Raw genomic sequence first — 14,704 nt, 5'->3', positions numbered from 1 at the left:
GGTTTTCAGCCGCTGCGCCTGGCGGTGACCATGCAGTAGTCGAAGTCGCGCCAGAAAAGGCCCAGCACCAGGGCGCAATAGCTGGCCACGATGTGCTTGCGGCGCCAGGGGCTGAGCTTGCCGCGCGCCTTCCAGAGCTCGGCCAGCGCAAAGCGCGTGGCCAGCGCCGGGATGTGCAGCGCGCTGGGTGCCACGCGCCAGCGCAGCGATTGCACTTCGATGTCGTCGAAGCCGTTGTCGCGCAGCGCGGCCACGAAGTCGTCCTGCACGGCCAGCGTGGGCACGGCCCAGCTGTCGGCCCAGAGGCGGTGCAACCACCCCGCGACGCGGCCGGGCTGGCGCCGCAGCAGAAAGCCATCGACCACCGCGAGCCGCGCGCCGGGCTTCAGCAGGCGTGCCGCCTCGCGTACGAAGTCGGCCTTTGCCGTGCCGCTCGCATAGCAGGCGCTTTCCACCGCCCAGGCGCCGTCGGCCTGCGCGGCGGGCAGGCCGGTGCGCGTGTAGTCCGCCTCAATGTGCGCCATGCGATCGGCCACGCCAGCACGGGCATCGAGCCGGGCCGAGATGCTGTTCTGCACGGCCACGTTGGTGACGGTGACGGCATACAGCGATGGGTCTTCGCTCACCAGCGTGCGCGCCGTGGCGCCGGCGCCGCAGCCGAGGTCGATCACGCAGCGGCGGCGTGCGGCCGCATGCTTCGGCGCGATGGTGTCGGGTTCATCGAGCTTCAATGCACGGCCGACCGCGCGATTCATCTCCACCAGCATGCCTTCGCGCCGCAGCGGATTGAGCCCGAGCCGCCAGAAACCGAAGTGCATGTTGTAGCTGGGGCTCCATGCGCGGTAGTCGTCGGCCACCTCGGTGAAATAGTCGCGCGTCTCGGCCGTGGTGATGGCGGGGTTGGACAGCGGTGCTTCGGACGGGGCAAGCGCCTGCGGCGCGCGGAAATCGGGCTGGAAAACGTTGGGCACGAGAAGCTCCTTTTTTATTCAGATCCGGCAATTGCCACCGGCGCAGGTGGCGGACGAGCGCGCCGCCTTTCCGGCAAGAAGGATGACCAGCCAGCGCGGCAGCCGATAGCGGTTGCGCGCCAGCAGCGCATAGGCGCGGTCGGCCAGCGGCGCGACGAGCGGCAGATCGAGCAGAAAGCTGCCGCTCGGCAGCCCGACGGCGTCGCGGCAGGCCCGGATGGCAGGGACGCCCGTGAACACCTCTCCACTGGCGTCGACGGCGTGAATCGCTGTCATCAGCGCTTCGCGCGGTCCAGGCCCGGCGTTGAATCCGGCAGGGGAGCAGTCGACGAGGTTCAGGCGCCCGGCGGAATCGCGCGCCTTCATCCCATTCATCTCGGCCGTGCAGAGGTCGCAGGTGGCGTCGTAATAGACCGTGAGGGGATAGGTGACAGCAGGGCGCATGGTTTGTTTCGTTATTTCTGTCAAAACAGAAATGAATAGGCAAAAAAAGAGAAGCTCAGATCATCGGCAGGCTGGCATGGTGGGCATCCGGGTCGTCGTCGTTCTTCCTGGGCGAGGCAGAGGCTGCAGGAGCCGCATCGCCCCGCACGAACTTCTGCACGCTGGCACCGAGCGTGAGCACCTTGTCGAGCGTGCCGGGCGAGAGCCGCAGCATTTCGTCGGCCCAGGTGGCGAGTTTGCTCATCAGCTCCATGGTGGAGCGGATGCGGTCTTGCGCGTCGGCGGGCTCCTTCTGGAAGTCGGGGCTGGCGACGAGTTCGCGCAGCACGCGAATGGTGGGGTCGAACTCTCGTTCCTTGCGCTCGCGCACCACGGTGCGGAACAGCTCCCACACATCGACGCTGGTTTCGAAATAGTCGCGGCGGTCGCCGAGGATGTGCGTTACGCGCACGAGGTTCCAGGCCTGCAGTTCCTTCAGGCTGTTGCTCACGTTGGAGCGGGCCACGCCCAAGGTGTCGGAGAGCTCTTCGGCATGCATCGGCTTGCCGTGCGCGAACAGCAGCGCGTGGATTTGCGACACCGTGCGGTTCACGCCCCACATGGAGCCCATTTCGCCCCAGTGGAGGACGAACTTGCGTTGGATGTCGGTGAGTTCCATGCCTCGCAGTCTAGGATTTTAGAAATTTCTGTCAATAGAGAAATAAAAATTAGTTTGCTGGTTTGCCTGGATTGGATACTGTACAAATAAACAGTACTCAACGAGAAAGAATCTGCCATGCCGGCTGCCCATATCCCCATTCATGCCATCAAGGGCCGCGGTGCGGCCACGCGTCTGGCGCACCGCTTTTCGCGCGACGAGCGCAATGCCTTCGACGACGGCTGGGGCACGCTCGAAGAGGGCGCGGCCGAAGCCGAAGACCTGCCGCCGCTCGCCACCGAAGTGCGCTTCGAAGACGTGAAATCGGTGCTCAACGAAAACGACTCGCCCGACGTGTCGTTCGACCGTTCGCTGAACCCCTACCGCGGCTGCGAGCACGGCTGCATCTATTGCTTTGCGCGGCCCACCCACAGTTATCTCAACCTCTCGCCGGGGCTCGACTTCGAAACCAAGCTGATTGCCAAGCGCAACATCGTCGAGGTGCTGCGCAACGAACTTGGGCGCAAGGGCTACAAGCCCAGCCACATCGCCATCGGCACGGCCACCGACTGCTACCAGCCCATCGAGCGGGAACTGCGGCTGACCCGTTCGATCATCGAGCTGCTGAAGGAGACGCGGCATCCGTTTGCGCTGGTGACGAAGTCAAGTGCCGTCGAGCACGACCTGGACCTGATCGCGCCCATGGCCGCCGAGCACCTGGCCGCGGTGTACGTCACCGTGACCACGCTCGACGGAGAACTGGCCCGCAAGCTCGAGCCGCGTGCGGCCGCGCCGCATCGACGGCTGCGCACCATTCGTACCCTGGCCGAGGCGGGCGTGCCGGTGGGCGTGAGCGTGGCGCCGCAGATTCCGTTCGTCAACGAAGACATGGAGCAGGTGCTCGAAGCGGCGTGGGAGGCCGGCGCGCGAAGCGCCTTCTACACGGTGATACGGCTGCCGTGGGAGGTGGCGCCGCTGTTCAAGGAATGGCTGCAGCTGCACTACCCACAGCGCGCCGACCGCATCATGGCGCGCATCCACGAAATGCGCGGCGGCAAGGACTACGACGCCGACTTCGCCACGCGCATGAAAGGCACCGGCCTCTGGGCCGACCTCATCCGCCAGCGCTTCGAGAAGGCGGCCAACCGCATCGGCTTCAACCGCGAGCGCATTCCGCTCGACCTTGGCGCTTTCCGGCCGCCCGGCGCGGCGGGGCAAGGGAGTCTTTTCTGAAGACTGTTCGTGTGCGGAGGCGGGCGGCGGGCGGGTCGAATTCGTTTCAAATACGCGTTAGATTCAAACCCCCGGGCGGCAGCGGCCGTCCGGCATGGCTGCAAAGGTACGCATGAACGGGATATGGCTGGTGGTAATGGGAGTTTCAGGCTGCGGCAAATCGAGCCTGGGCGCGGCGCTTGCCACAGCCTTCGCGCTGCCGCTGATCGAGGGGGACGACCACCACCCGGCGGCGAACGTCGAAAAAATGCGCCACGGCATTCCGCTGACCGATGCCGACCGCACCGGCTGGCTTGCCACGCTGGGGCGCGCGCTTGCCGCTGAACCGCAAGGCGCGGTGCTGACATGCTCGGCGCTGAAGCTGGCTTACCGCGACCAACTGCGTGCGGCCGTGCCTGGCCTGCGTTTCGTGTTCATGGCCATCGAGCGCGACGAGTCCGAGCGGCGCGTGGCTGCGCGCGCGGGCGAGCACATGTTTCCGGCCAGCCTGGTTGCCAACCAGTTCGCCACGCTCGAGTCACCGGTGGGCGAGCCCGGGGTGGTGGCCGTCGACGCGACCGCACCGCTGATCGAGCTGGTGGCGAAGGTCCAACGCGAAATCGCGGCCGCCAGCCGCTAGGCTCAGATCACTTCGGGCCAGTTGGTGTGGAAGAACTGGCCTTCGGGCTTGTCGATGCGCTCGTAGGTGTGCGCGCCGAAGAAGTCGCGCTGTGCCTGCAGCAGGTTCGCCGATAGGCGCTCGGTGCGGTAGCTGTCGTAGTAGGCCAGCGATGCGCTGAACGCCGGCACCGGAATGCCGTTGCCCACCGCGAGCGCCACCACCTCGCGCCAGTTCTGCTGGGTGCGGTTGAGCAGGTCCTTGAAAAAGGGGTCGAGCATCAGGTTGCCCAAGGCAGCATTGGTGCGGTAGGCCTCGGTGATGTGGTTCAGGAAGCGCGCGCGGATGATGCAGCCGCCGCGCCATATCGCCGCGATGCGGCCGAGATCGAGCTTCCACTCCTTCTTTTCGCCCATGGTCTTGATGAGGTCGAAGCCCTGCGTGTAGCTGATCACCTTCGAGGCATAGAGCGCGTCGTGCACCTTGGCCACCAGCGCCTTCTTGTCGAGCGAGAGTTCGACCTTCGGCCCTTGCAGCACTTTGCTGGCCGCCACGCGCTGCTTCTTTTGCGACGACAGCACGCGCGCCTCGACTGCGGCGTTGATGGTGCTGATGACCACCGCGTTCTCGGCCGCGTTGACGAGCGTCCACTGGCCCGTGCCCTTCTGACCGGCCTTGTCGAGAATGAGCTCGACGATCGGCTGGCCGGTTTCCGGGTCTTTCTGCTCGAGCGCTTTGGCGGTGATCTGGATCAGGTAGCTCTGCAGTTCGCCTTCGTTCCATTCGTTGAAGACCGCCGCCATCTCGTCGGTGCTGAAGCCGGCTGCCTTGAACAGGCTGTAGGCCTCGCAGATCAGCTGCATGTCTCCGTATTCGATGCCGTTGTGCACCATCTTCACGTAGTGGCCCGCGCCGCCCGGTCCGATGTGAATCACGCAGGGCTCGCCGTCCACCTTTGCGGCGATGCTCTCGAAGATCGGCTTCATCACTTCCCAGGTGGAAAGCGGCCCACCCGGCATGATCGACGGACCCTTGCGCGCGCCTTCCTCGCCGCCCGACACGCCCGCGCCGATGAAGCGCAGGCCCTTGCCCGACAGATACGCATCGCGGCGCTCGGTGTCGGTGTAGAGGCTGTTGCCGCCGTCGATCACGATGTCGTCCTTGTCGAGCAGCGGAATGAGCTGATCGATGACCTGGTCGACCGGTGCGCCGGCCTTCACCATGATCTGGATCTTGCGGGGCCTGGCGAGGCTTTGGACGAATTCCTCGAGCGTCTTCGCGCCGACCAGCTTCTTGCCCGGGTTGGCTGCCACGAACGCCTCGGTGGTGGCTTCGGTGCGGTTGTAGACGCTGACCTGGAAGCCGCGGCTTTCCACGTTCAGCACCAGGTTCTGGCCCATCACGGCCAGGCCGATCAAACCGAAATCGCTTTTGTTGCTCATGGCCCTTCTTTCCTGTGCGATGGATGTGAGCGGCATTGTGCCGGGGGTGCCGCGGGGCTGCCTTCGGAGGCGGGCAATACCCGCTTGGCAAGCGCGCGCGGCTTGGGTATGTTGGCGCGATGAACGGAAACGCCTCCGCCGCAATCCATACCTGGTCCACCGATGCCGTGCCGCCTTCGCAGCGGCTCGACTACTGGATCGGCGCGGTGTGCGAAGGCTTCCTCGAGATGGACGTGACCAGTTCCTTTGCCGGCAGCTTCGGCGCCACGCTGGAGTCCGCGCCGCTCGGCGCCATTGGCGTGAACCGGGTCCGCGGCACCGCGCAGGACGTGTACCGCACGAATCGGGCGATTGCACACAGCCGCAGCAACTACTACTACTACCTGCCGCGCAGGACGGCCGCTCGACACGCATGCTCCCGGGCGACGCGGTGCTGGTCGACTCGAGGCGGCAGGCGAGCTGGGCATATCGGAGCGCAGCCTGTATCGCAGCCTGAGCGAAGGAGCGATCACCTTCGCCGCCGCCCTGAGCGGCTTTCGCATGCAGGTTGCGCGGCGCATGCTCGGCGACGCGCGTTTCGACCGGCTGAGCATCGCGGAAATCGGTTTCCGCGTCGGCTTGCCGATGCGTCGCACTTCGTTCGGCAGTGCCGCCGGCATCTCGGTGCGACGCCGGGCGCCTTGCGGCGCCAGCGCTGACGACGAAGCAGGCGCCATTCGGCCATCCGCCTGGCAGCCAGCGGCCATTCGCGCCGCCTCATGTTGACTAAAGTGGTCTCCATTCAACAACGAAGGAGACACGCATGGCCGACACCTATGTTCTCGTACACGGCGCATGGCACACCGGCGCCGAGATGGAAGACGTGGCCGGCGTGCTGCGCGAAGCCGGCCACGCGGTGCATTGCCCCACGCTCGTGGGCAACCGAGCCGGTGACGACCGCTCGCGCGTCGGCCTTGCCGATGCGATCGATTCGGCCGTGCGCTTCATCGAGGAGAAAGATCTGACCGAGGTTCGCCTCGCGGGCCACAGCTACGGCGGCATGGTGATCTCGGGCGTGGCGGACCGCATTGCGCACCGGCTCAAGCGACTGGTCTACGTCAACGCGTTCGTGCCGCTCGATGGCGAGTCGCTCAACGACATGGTGCCGCCGCAGTACGTCGCGATGTTCGACGCCGTTGCCGGGGCCAACGGCAACGCGGTGAGCCTGCCGTTCGAAGTCTGGCGCGAGGCCTTCATCAACGATGCCGACCTGGCGCTCGCGCAGGCGAGCTACGAGCTGTTGAACCCGCAGCCCTACCGCACCTTCACCGACAAGATCCGGCTGCGCGAGCCCTTGGCGGCGCTGCAGCTCGGCAAGTCCTACGTCAACTGCCAGCAGGACACGGCCATGCCGCACAGCTTGCCGTGGCATCCGCGCCTGTCGGAGCGGCTCGGCCTTTTCAGGCTGGTGGAGTGCCCCGGCAGCCACGAGATGTTCTTCTCGAACCCGGGGCGCCTGGCGCAGGCGATCCTCGAAGCGGGGCGGGATTAGTTCAGCCGCCGAAGAGCGCGTCGAACACGCGGATGGACGCATAGGCGTCGTTGGCCGCATAGCGGATCTGCGCTTCGGTCAACTGCCTGTTCGCCCAGTTCGACGTGGTCGCCTTGCGCGACTTGACGAAGCGCCGGTTGAACACCAGCGCCACGGCCGTCTTCACGCCGACCGACTTGCGGTAGCCGCGGCGGCGGAACTCGGTGTCGATGTCGAACACCGCCTTCGGCTCGATGTTGAGGCGGTTGCGTATCAATGTGAGATCGGTCGAAAGGCCGAAGCCGACTTTCCGGAGTTCGGTCGATGCGATCAGCGCCGCCACGACCGGGTTGCATTCGGTGCGGTGCAGCTGGAACAGCCAGGCCTTCTCGCGCGTGGAGAACTGCACCACGTGCGGGCCCCCCGACACTTCGTTCTTTGCGAACGTGGGCTTGGATTCGGTGTCGAAGCCCGCGACACCGGCGGCCAGCAGTGTGGCGGCGGCGTGCTCGGCGTCTTGCAGCGTGGTGACGACCACGATGTCCTGGAGGCCCAGGCCCTCGAAGGCTTCGAGCAAGGCGATCTGCTCGCGTTCGGGCAGCGGTGGCAACGCGATGGTGTCGTCGCTCACGAGGAGGCTGCTTTCTTTTTCTTCTTCACGGGGGCTTTCTTTGCGGTTGTCTTCGTGGCTGCGGCTGCGGCTTTTTTCTTCTTCGGCGGCTGGCCCGAGCGCAACGCGGCTTCGTAGGCGCGGCGTCCCCAGAGTGCGGCTTCCTCGCGGTCTTCGAAAAGATCGGCGGGCGCTTGCCGGTACGACATCGGCATCGTCTTGCCGTTGCGTTCGTAGGTGAACGGCGGCAGGTTCAGCTTGTCGAAATGTTCGGCACTGCCGGCATCGGACTTGAGGTAGAGCGTGTCCTTGGTAACGAACGCGATCATCCGCCCCTCGTGCCACACGCCATGGCCGCCGAACATGCGGCGCGTCTCGATGCGGCCGAGGCGCTCGAAGATCTCGTGCAGGCTCTGGACGAATTCACTCATCGGGCGGCCGCCTTGCGGATCATAGGTGCACCTTCGGCGCTGTGCCTCATGCGGTGATCTCGATACGGTTGCCGTCCGGGTCGAGCACAACGCTCTCGTAATAGCCGTCGCCGGTGCGGCGCGGCCCGTCGAGCAGCGGGTAGCCGTCGGCCTTCAGGCGCTGCGTGAGCTCGTCCACGGCCGTGTCGGAACCTACGCTGATGGCCAGATGCGTCCAGCCCATGCGCTGCGCGCCGGGCTCGGCGGTCACGGGCGACAGGGTGCTGGTGGTCATGGCCTCGATGCGGGCGCCGTCGCCCAGGCTCAGGAAGCAGGAGGCGAAACCCTTGGCCGGGTTGACATAGCCGGCGCCGGGCGTGGCACCGAAGTAGTCGGCGTAGAAGCGCTTGCAGCGTTCGAGATCGGTGGTCCAGAGAGCAATGTGATCGATGCGCATGGGAAAGAAAAACGGGAAAGGAGAGCGCTCTGCCAACCGCCGCGCCTACCGCGGCTTTCGTGAAGGGCTCGTGGGATACCAATGGTAGGCGACCCGCTCGCGTCCGCTCGACGGATGCCGGTCGACCGCCCCGCGCACCAGGCCGTAGCGCTCGTAGAAGCGCTGTGCAGCGGTGTTGTTGATGGCCACGTGGAGCTTCCAGCCGTGCGGCATGCGAAGGCTGGCTTCGTCGAGCAGCGCCTGCCCGAGGCCCTGGTTGCGCAGATGCGGCTCGACAAACAGCTGCGCCACATATTCGCGCCGCGCCAGCAGCACCATGAAGGCCAGCACCTGGCCTTCGCGCTCGGCCAGCACCACGTCGGCGGGGGGCACGAATTCGGTTTGCACGCGTCGCAGCCAGTGCGTGATCGGCTCGATGAGGGTGGCTCTGCGGTTGGCCGCGATCCAGGCCCGGCGCCAGATGCCGGCCAGCACCAGGCTCTCTTCGGCGGCACCGTCGCGGGAGCGCAATTGAAAGGCAGGAATCTGTGCTGCGGACATGAGCCCCATGATACGGCGCCCGTCCGCCGCGGTCGATAAAACCTGCCGCTCAGCCGCGCAGGGTTTGCGCGTGGTGCGCGATGTGGTCCGCCATGAAGGTCTGGATGAAGTAGTAGCCGTGGTCGTAGCCCGCGTGGCGTCGCAGCGTGAGCGGCTGGCCGGCGGCAGAGCAGGCGGCCTCGAAGGCCTCCGGGTACAGCTGCTCGGCAAGGAATTTGTCGGCCAGCCCCTGGTCGATCAATATGCCTTGCGGGTAGGGCGCGGCAGTCTGCGATTTCATGAGTGCGCTGGCGTCGTGTGCAAGCCATGGCGCGCGGTCGCCGCCGGGTTCTCCCAGGTAGCCGCTGAATGCCTTTTCGCCCCACGGGCATTGCGTGGGCGCACAGATCGGTGCGAATGCCGACAGCGACTTGAAGCGCCCCGGGTGCCGCATCGCGAGCGTGAGCGCACCATGGCCGCCCATCGAATGGCCGAAGATGCCCAGGCGCTGGTCGTCGACGGCGAAGTGCTTCGCCACGAAGGGCAGCAGCTCGTGCACGATCCAGCTTTCCATGCGCCAGTGGGCCGACCAGGGCGCTTCGGTGGCATCGAGGTAAAACCCCGCGCCGATGCCGAAATCCCAGTTGGCCGTGGCGCCGGGCAGGCCTTCGACAGTGCTCCCGCGCGGGCTGGTGTCGGGCGCAATCAGCGCGAGACCCAGGCTGGCCGCCATGCGCTGGGCGCCGGCCTTCACTGCGAAAGTTTCCTCGTTGCAGGTCAGCCCTGCAAGGTAGAGCAAGGCCGGCACGCGCTCGTGCGCGGCCTGCGGCGGCAGGTAGACCGAGAAGCGCATCGGCAGGCCGATCTCGTGCGAGGCGTGCTCGTGGAAGCTTTGCACGCCGCCGAAGACATGGTGCTCGGAAAGGGTCTTGAAGAGGTCGGTCATCGGGCGTTGGTGTTGTGTAGTGCGGGCACGAGTTCGAGCACCGCGTCGGCAAAGATGCGCGGCGCTTCCTGCGGCATGTTGTGGCCCGTGCCGGGCACCAGCCGGTGCGAACGCGGTCCGCTGAAGCCGTGTGCATGGGCCGCGGCCTCGGCGGGCGGGCGCACGCCGTCGTCGATGCCGTCGAAGGTGATGGCGGGCACGTCAATCGCAGGTTGCGCGGCCAGGCGGCGTTCGATCTCGGCATACGCCGGGTCGCCCGCAACGAGGCCGAAGCGGTGGCGGTACGAATGGATCACCACCTCGACGAAGTCGGGGTTGTCGAAGGCCGTGGCGCTGCGCTCGAAGGTGGCGTCGTCGAACTTCCAGGTCGGTGACCACAGCTTCCACAGCAACTTCGTGAGTGCCTTGCGGTCCCTCGCGAGGCCGGCGCGGCCGCGCTCGCTGTGAAAGTAATACTGGTACCAGAGGCTGTGCTCGTTCGCGGGCGTGTCGGGCTCCATCGCCTTCGCGATGTTCTGGATGTTGTAGCTGTTGAATGAGACCAGCCCCGCGCAGCGCTCGGGCCAGAGCGCCGCCACCACGCAGGCGGCGCGGCCGCCCCAGTCGTAGCCGGCCAGCACCGCGCGTTCGATCTTCAGTGCGTCGAGCAGCGCGAGCAGGTCGGCGCCGAACGCGGCTTGTTCGCCCGAGCGCGGCGTGGCGTCGCTCAGGAAGCGCGTGGCGCCGTAGCCGCGCATGTACGGAACGATCACGCGGCAGCCTTGCGCCGCGAGCATCGGTGCCACTTCGGCGTAGGTGTGGATGTCGTACGGAAAGCCGTGCATCAGCAGCACGGGTGGGCCGCCGGCCGGGCTCGTTTCGAAGTACGCGACATCGAGAACGCCGGCCTCGATCTTGCGCAAGGGCTCCATTGTTTCCATCGTCGACTCACCTCCGCAGAGCATGTGAGAGTTATTCCAGAAACACCGCGGAACCGGCTTTGCCGGGCCGCTGGTGTTGCCCCCTGAAAGGGGGAAGGCGCGCGCGACACGAAGTGCGCGAAGACTGGGGGTTAGTAAAGAACCACGCCGCGAATGGACTCGCCGCGCTTCATCAGGTCGAAGCCCTTGTTGATGTCTTCCAGCGGCATGGTGTGCGTGATCAGGTCGTCGATGTTGATCTTGCCTTCCATGTACCAGTCGACGATCTTCGGCACGTCGGTGCGGCCGCGTGCGCCGCCGAAGGCCGAGCCTTCCCACTTGCGGCCTGTCACCAGCTGGAACGGGCGCGTGCTGATCTCCGCTCCCGCTTCGGCCACGCCGATGATGATGCTGCGGCCCCACCCCTTGTGCGTGCATTCGAGCGCCTGGCGCATCACCTTGGTGTTGCCGATGCACTCGAAGCTGTAGTCGGCCCCGCCGTCGGTCAGCTGAACGATGGCATCGACGACGTTCTCGGTGTTCTTGGGGTTGATGAAGTGCGTCATGCCGAATTTGCGCGCCATGGCTTCGCGCTCGGGATTCAGGTCGACGCCGATGATCTTGTCGGCGCCCACCATCTTGGCGCCCTGGATCACGTTCAGGCCGATGCCGCCGAGGCCGAACACCACCACGTTGGCGCCGGCTTCGACCTTGGCCGTGAAGAGCACCGCGCCGATGCCGGTGGTGACGCCGCAGCCGATGTAGCAGACCTTGTCGAAGGGCGCGTCTTCGCGGATCTTGGCGAGCGAAATTTCGGGCGCGACGGTGTAGTTGCTGAAGGTCGACGTGCCCATGTAGTGGAAAATGGGCTTGCCGTCCAGGCTGAAGCGCGAGGTGGCGTCGGGCATCAGGCCCTTGCCCTGCGTGCCACGGATCAGCTGGCACAGGTTGGTCTTGCGCGAGAGGCAGAACTTGCACTGGCGGCATTCGGGCGTGTAGAGCGGAATGACGTGATCGCCTTTTTTGAGCGTGGTGACGCCGGGGCCCACGTCGACCACGATGCCTGCGCCTTCATGGCCGAGGATGGCCGGGAAGATGCCTTCCGGATCGGCGCCCGAGAGCGTGTAGTAGTCGGTGTGGCAGATGCCGGTGGCCTTGATCTCGACCAGCACCTCGCCGAACTTCGGGCCCTCGAGGTCGACGGTTTCGATGGTGAGGGGGTCTCCGGATTTCCAGGCGACGGCAGCTTTGGTTTTCATGGGGCTTCAGGGCAAAAGAGGACAAGGGACAAAGGATACCCAGACCGGCGTTCAGGCGGGGCCGGCAGCAAAGATACCCGACATTCCGATGAAACCGGGCAGGTGGCGAAAGTCCCAGACCCAGCTTCGCAACGCGGGGTATTCGTCCAGCGAAATTCCGCCTTCGCCGGCCAGCGCCACGTAGGGAAAGCAGGCCAGGTCGGCCAAGGTCGCGTTCGGGCCGGCCAGCCACTGACGGCCCTCGCAGGCGCGCTCGGCGAGATGGTCGTCCAGCATACGAAAGACCGCATGCGCGCCTCGCCGGCAGACTTCGATGTCGAGATCTTCGTAGCCGAAGGCATCGTGCAACCGGGCGGCGGACGCGGTGCGGGTGATTTCGTCGGCCGCGGCGAACCACGCCGCGATCTCGCCGCGAAGCTGCGGGTCGTCCGGGTACCAGCGGCGCTGCGCGTCGTGCTTGCTCGCCAGGTAGACGAGGATGGCCTGCGCGTCGCGCAGCACGAAGCCGTCGTCGTCGATCACCGGGATCTGCCCCAACGGATTGACATGCGCGAGGAACGCGGCCGACTTGTGCTCGCGGCCCGGATGGAAGTCGACCGGCACGCTCCGGTAGTCCACGCCGAGCCAGGCCAGCATCTGCCGCACCTTGAAGCAGTTGCCCGAAAGAGCGTAGTCGTAGAGCCGGATCATGCAGCCTCCCGCACGCCGAAGCGCATGCCGCGCTCGCGCAGCCAGCGCCGGTAGGTGACCGACGTCGTGTCGCCGCGCGTCGGCGTTTCGGCGCGGCCTTCGAGCGGCATGCGCTTGAAGGCGTGGTTCTCGAGAATCGGCTTGTCCTGTCCGAAGATCGTTTGCTGGAACGCGATGAGCTCGGCGTCGCTCGAGGTGTCGTCGTAGCAGGCAAGCAGCGTGTGGGCGATCACGTGCTCGTCGTCGAGCGGCTGCAGGAACAGGCCGATGGCATCGAGCTCGCCCGCGCGGGAGCTCGACTTGTAGAGCATGGCCGTGAGCGGCTGCATCACCCGGTATTTGTAGACCACTTCGCTGCCGCTGTCGTGAGCGGCCGAGGCGCGCGGTTGCCAGAAGCGGCAGTCGGTGGCCCAGATTTCCTGGGTGGCCGGATCGACCTGCACCTGGTACTTCGCCACCTCGGTATGCGGCACCTGGCCCAGGAAGCCGGCATGCACGAAGGGGAAGTGCGCCATGTCGAGAAAGTTCTCGATCAGGCGCAGCCCGGATACCGCCACGCCGATGCCGCCGCAGTCGACCATGCGGCGCCCGGGTTCGCCGTACTCGGGAAAGTCGAACAAGGGCCGTACCGGATGGCCGCTGGGGCAGACCCAGAGATAGCCGTAGCGCGATTGAATGAGCACTGCCTGCGTGCCAAGCCGGCACTGCGGCGTACCGGTTGCATCGGTCCACAGTTGGAGCATTTCGCCGAGCAGGCGCATCGTGCGGGGCTGCGCATCGGAGGTGCCGGCGAGCGCGGCCGAGGGGCCGACGACCAGCCAGTCGTCGAGCATGTTGGGGTCGTCTGTGATGAAGGGCATGGTTCTCGTCAGGCTGCCTCTTGCGGCCGGCGGCGTTCTTCTTCGATCTCGCTGCGCAGACTGCGTGCGGCAATGTGCAGCGTCGTCATCGCGTTGGTGCCGGGCGCGGCATCGGCCCAGAGGTGAATGAAGGCCAGCTGCGGCTGCGCGTCGAGCACCAGGGCCAGCGTGTCGGCCTGGCCGAGTACGCCGTGCCAGCCCATGCCTGCCGCATCGGCCGCGAAGCCGCGCCGGGCGAGCGCGCCGCGTACGCTGGCTGCATCGGTGCGTGCCGTGAGCGTGCGGCAGAACGACCGGCCGGCAGGCACGATGTCGTCCCGCGGCGGGCGGGGCGGGGCCTCGGATACGAGATTCACCCAGAGCATGCCGGCCGAATCGACCGCGCTGAACACCTTGGCGCATACGTTGCGCGGCGGCGGCATGCCGGGGTGTGCGGGAATGCCGATGCACTGGCCGCTGCCGGCCGCGTATTGCCAGCCGTGGTACGCGCAGGACAGGCTGTCTTGCGCCACCCGCCCCAGCGTGAAGCGCACGCTGCGGTGCGGGCAGCGGTTCTCCCACGCCTGCGCCGCGCCGTCGGCCGAACGCCAGAGCGCGAGCTCCTGGCCTTGGGCAAAGCCCGCGACGATGTTGGCGCCCGGGCGCACATCGGCCGAGCGGGCCACCGGATGCCAGGGTGAAATGCTGTCTGCGTTCGTCATGATGCGCGTTACCTTAGCGCAAGTCTTCGCCGGAGCGCGGCACTCATAATGGCGGCATCGCCAGACGCCATTCATCATGAAGAAAATACTCGTCCTCAACGGCCCCAACCTCAACCTGCTCGGCACGCGAGAGCCGGAGCAATACGGACGCGACACGCTGGCCGACGTCGAACGCCTGTGCACGGAGGCCGGCGCGAAGCATGGCATCGAAATCGAGTGCCGCCAGTCGAACCACGAGGGCGTGCTGATCGACTGGATCCACGAGGCGGGCCGCGAGGTGGCCGCCGGCAACATGCTCGGCGTGGTGATGAACCCGGGCGCCTACACCCACACGTCGATTGCGCTGCACGACGCCATCAAGGGTGCGAGCGTGCCGCTGATCGAGCTGCACATCTCGAACGTGCACGCGCGCGAGGAGTTTCGCCACCGCTCGTACATTTCACCTGCGGCACGCGGCATCATCGTCGGCCTGGGCGTGAAAGGCTACGCACTGGCCATCGCGGCCCTGGTGCCCTGAG

At 66.3% G+C, this 14,704-nt stretch carries 19 protein-coding genes; 5 read left to right on the top strand and 14 right to left on the bottom strand.

What is annotated here, in order from left to right; genetic code table 11:
- Positions 1–5: 5 nt before the first annotated feature.
- The 3 genes from QFZ42_RS16355 to QFZ42_RS16345 are packed head-to-tail and all read right to left on the bottom strand — an operon-like array spanning position 6 to position 2,073.
- Positions 6–971: an SAM-dependent methyltransferase gene (locus tag QFZ42_RS16355; protein ID WP_307701958.1), complete on the bottom strand. Its 966-nt coding sequence runs from the start codon at positions 969–971 to the stop codon at positions 6–8.
- 18 nt (positions 972–989) lie between these two features.
- Positions 990–1,415 (bottom strand): thiol-disulfide oxidoreductase DCC family protein, encoded by a 426-nt coding sequence (locus QFZ42_RS16350; protein WP_307701957.1) that lies wholly within the window; start codon positions 1,413–1,415, stop codon positions 990–992.
- A 55-nt stretch (positions 1,416–1,470) separates the two neighbouring features.
- Positions 1,471–2,073 (bottom strand): GbsR/MarR family transcriptional regulator, encoded by a 603-nt coding sequence (locus tag QFZ42_RS16345; RefSeq protein WP_307701956.1) that lies wholly within the window; start codon positions 2,071–2,073, stop codon positions 1,471–1,473.
- Positions 2,074–2,190: 117 nt separating this feature from the next.
- Between QFZ42_RS16345 and QFZ42_RS16340 the strand changes: the two genes are divergently transcribed.
- Entirely contained in the window at positions 2,191–3,285 is a 1,095-nt protein-coding gene (locus tag QFZ42_RS16340) for a PA0069 family radical SAM protein (RefSeq protein WP_307701955.1), read from the top strand.
- Between the two features lie 112 nt (positions 3,286–3,397).
- Entirely contained in the window at positions 3,398–3,904 is a 507-nt protein-coding gene (locus tag QFZ42_RS16335) for a gluconokinase (RefSeq protein ID WP_307701954.1), read from the top strand.
- A 2-nt stretch (positions 3,905–3,906) separates the two neighbouring features.
- Here the strand turns inward: QFZ42_RS16335 and gnd are convergent, their stop codons facing one another.
- Positions 3,907–5,325, bottom strand: coding sequence for a decarboxylating NADP(+)-dependent phosphogluconate dehydrogenase (gene gnd, locus QFZ42_RS16330; RefSeq protein WP_307701953.1), 1,419 nt, complete (start codon positions 5,323–5,325; stop codon positions 3,907–3,909).
- A 119-nt stretch (positions 5,326–5,444) separates the two neighbouring features.
- Here gnd and QFZ42_RS16325 point away from each other — a divergent pair, with 119 nt between their 5' ends.
- Both QFZ42_RS16325 and QFZ42_RS16320 read left to right on the top strand, forming a co-directional pair.
- Positions 5,445–6,023, top strand: a complete 579-nt coding sequence (locus QFZ42_RS16325; RefSeq protein WP_307701952.1) for a hypothetical protein — start codon at positions 5,445–5,447, stop codon at positions 6,021–6,023.
- Between the two features lie 104 nt (positions 6,024–6,127).
- Positions 6,128–6,856 (top strand): alpha/beta fold hydrolase, encoded by a 729-nt coding sequence (locus QFZ42_RS16320; protein ID WP_307701951.1) that lies wholly within the window; start codon positions 6,128–6,130, stop codon positions 6,854–6,856.
- Position 6,857: 1 nt separating this feature from the next.
- On the opposite strand, the gene QFZ42_RS16315 is transcribed toward QFZ42_RS16320, so the two are convergent.
- From QFZ42_RS16315 to QFZ42_RS16270, 10 genes are all read right to left on the bottom strand, one after another.
- Positions 6,858–7,466 carry a 3'-5' exonuclease gene (locus tag QFZ42_RS16315; RefSeq protein WP_307701950.1) on the bottom strand — a complete coding sequence of 203 codons (609 nt, stop codon included), beginning with the start codon at positions 7,464–7,466 and terminating at the stop codon, positions 6,858–6,860.
- Positions 7,463–7,876, bottom strand: a complete 414-nt coding sequence (locus QFZ42_RS16310; RefSeq protein WP_307701949.1) for a TfoX/Sxy family protein — start codon at positions 7,874–7,876, stop codon at positions 7,463–7,465. The genes QFZ42_RS16315 and QFZ42_RS16310 overlap by 4 nt, the downstream gene beginning before the upstream one ends.
- 46 nt (positions 7,877–7,922) lie before the next feature.
- Positions 7,923–8,312, bottom strand: a complete 390-nt coding sequence (locus QFZ42_RS16305) for a VOC family protein (protein WP_307701948.1) — start codon at positions 8,310–8,312, stop codon at positions 7,923–7,925.
- A 45-nt stretch (positions 8,313–8,357) separates the two neighbouring features.
- Positions 8,358–8,852 (bottom strand): GNAT family N-acetyltransferase, encoded by a 495-nt coding sequence (locus tag QFZ42_RS16300; protein WP_307701947.1) that lies wholly within the window; start codon positions 8,850–8,852, stop codon positions 8,358–8,360.
- 49 nt (positions 8,853–8,901) lie between these two features.
- Positions 8,902–9,777 (bottom strand): S-formylglutathione hydrolase, encoded by an 876-nt coding sequence (gene fghA / locus QFZ42_RS16295; RefSeq protein ID WP_307701946.1) that lies wholly within the window; start codon positions 9,775–9,777, stop codon positions 8,902–8,904.
- Positions 9,774–10,697: an alpha/beta fold hydrolase gene (locus QFZ42_RS16290; RefSeq protein WP_307701945.1), complete on the bottom strand. Its 924-nt coding sequence runs from the start codon at positions 10,695–10,697 to the stop codon at positions 9,774–9,776. The genes fghA and QFZ42_RS16290 overlap by 4 nt, the downstream gene beginning before the upstream one ends.
- A gap of 131 nt (positions 10,698–10,828) precedes the next feature.
- Entirely contained in the window at positions 10,829–11,935 is a 1,107-nt protein-coding gene (locus QFZ42_RS16285) for an S-(hydroxymethyl)glutathione dehydrogenase/class III alcohol dehydrogenase (RefSeq protein ID WP_307701944.1), read from the bottom strand.
- Between the two features lie 51 nt (positions 11,936–11,986).
- Positions 11,987–12,625, bottom strand: a complete 639-nt coding sequence (locus QFZ42_RS16280) for a glutathione S-transferase family protein (RefSeq protein ID WP_307701943.1) — start codon at positions 12,623–12,625, stop codon at positions 11,987–11,989.
- The gene (locus tag QFZ42_RS16275; RefSeq protein ID WP_307701942.1) at positions 12,622–13,485 is read right to left on the bottom strand and encodes an aromatic ring-hydroxylating oxygenase subunit alpha; all 864 of its coding nucleotides are present in this window, start codon (positions 13,483–13,485) and stop codon (positions 12,622–12,624) included. Before QFZ42_RS16275 ends, QFZ42_RS16280 begins: the two co-directional genes overlap by 4 nt.
- Before the next feature lie 8 nt (positions 13,486–13,493).
- Positions 13,494–14,186, bottom strand: coding sequence for a Rieske 2Fe-2S domain-containing protein (locus QFZ42_RS16270; RefSeq protein WP_307701941.1), 693 nt, complete (start codon positions 14,184–14,186; stop codon positions 13,494–13,496).
- Positions 14,187–14,262: 76 nt separating this feature from the next.
- Here QFZ42_RS16270 and aroQ point away from each other — a divergent pair, with 76 nt between their 5' ends.
- Complete coding sequence (aroQ, locus tag QFZ42_RS16265) at positions 14,263–14,703, top strand: type II 3-dehydroquinate dehydratase (protein ID WP_307701940.1); 441 nt, start codon at positions 14,263–14,265, stop codon at positions 14,701–14,703.
- The last annotated feature ends 1 nt before the right edge of the window (position 14,704 follow it).

The sequence above is a fragment of the Variovorax paradoxus genome, assembly GCF_030815855.1.
Classification (GTDB): domain Bacteria; phylum Pseudomonadota; class Gammaproteobacteria; order Burkholderiales; family Burkholderiaceae_C; genus Variovorax; species Variovorax paradoxus_M.
This window is presented reverse-complemented; position numbering and strand designations above follow the sequence as displayed.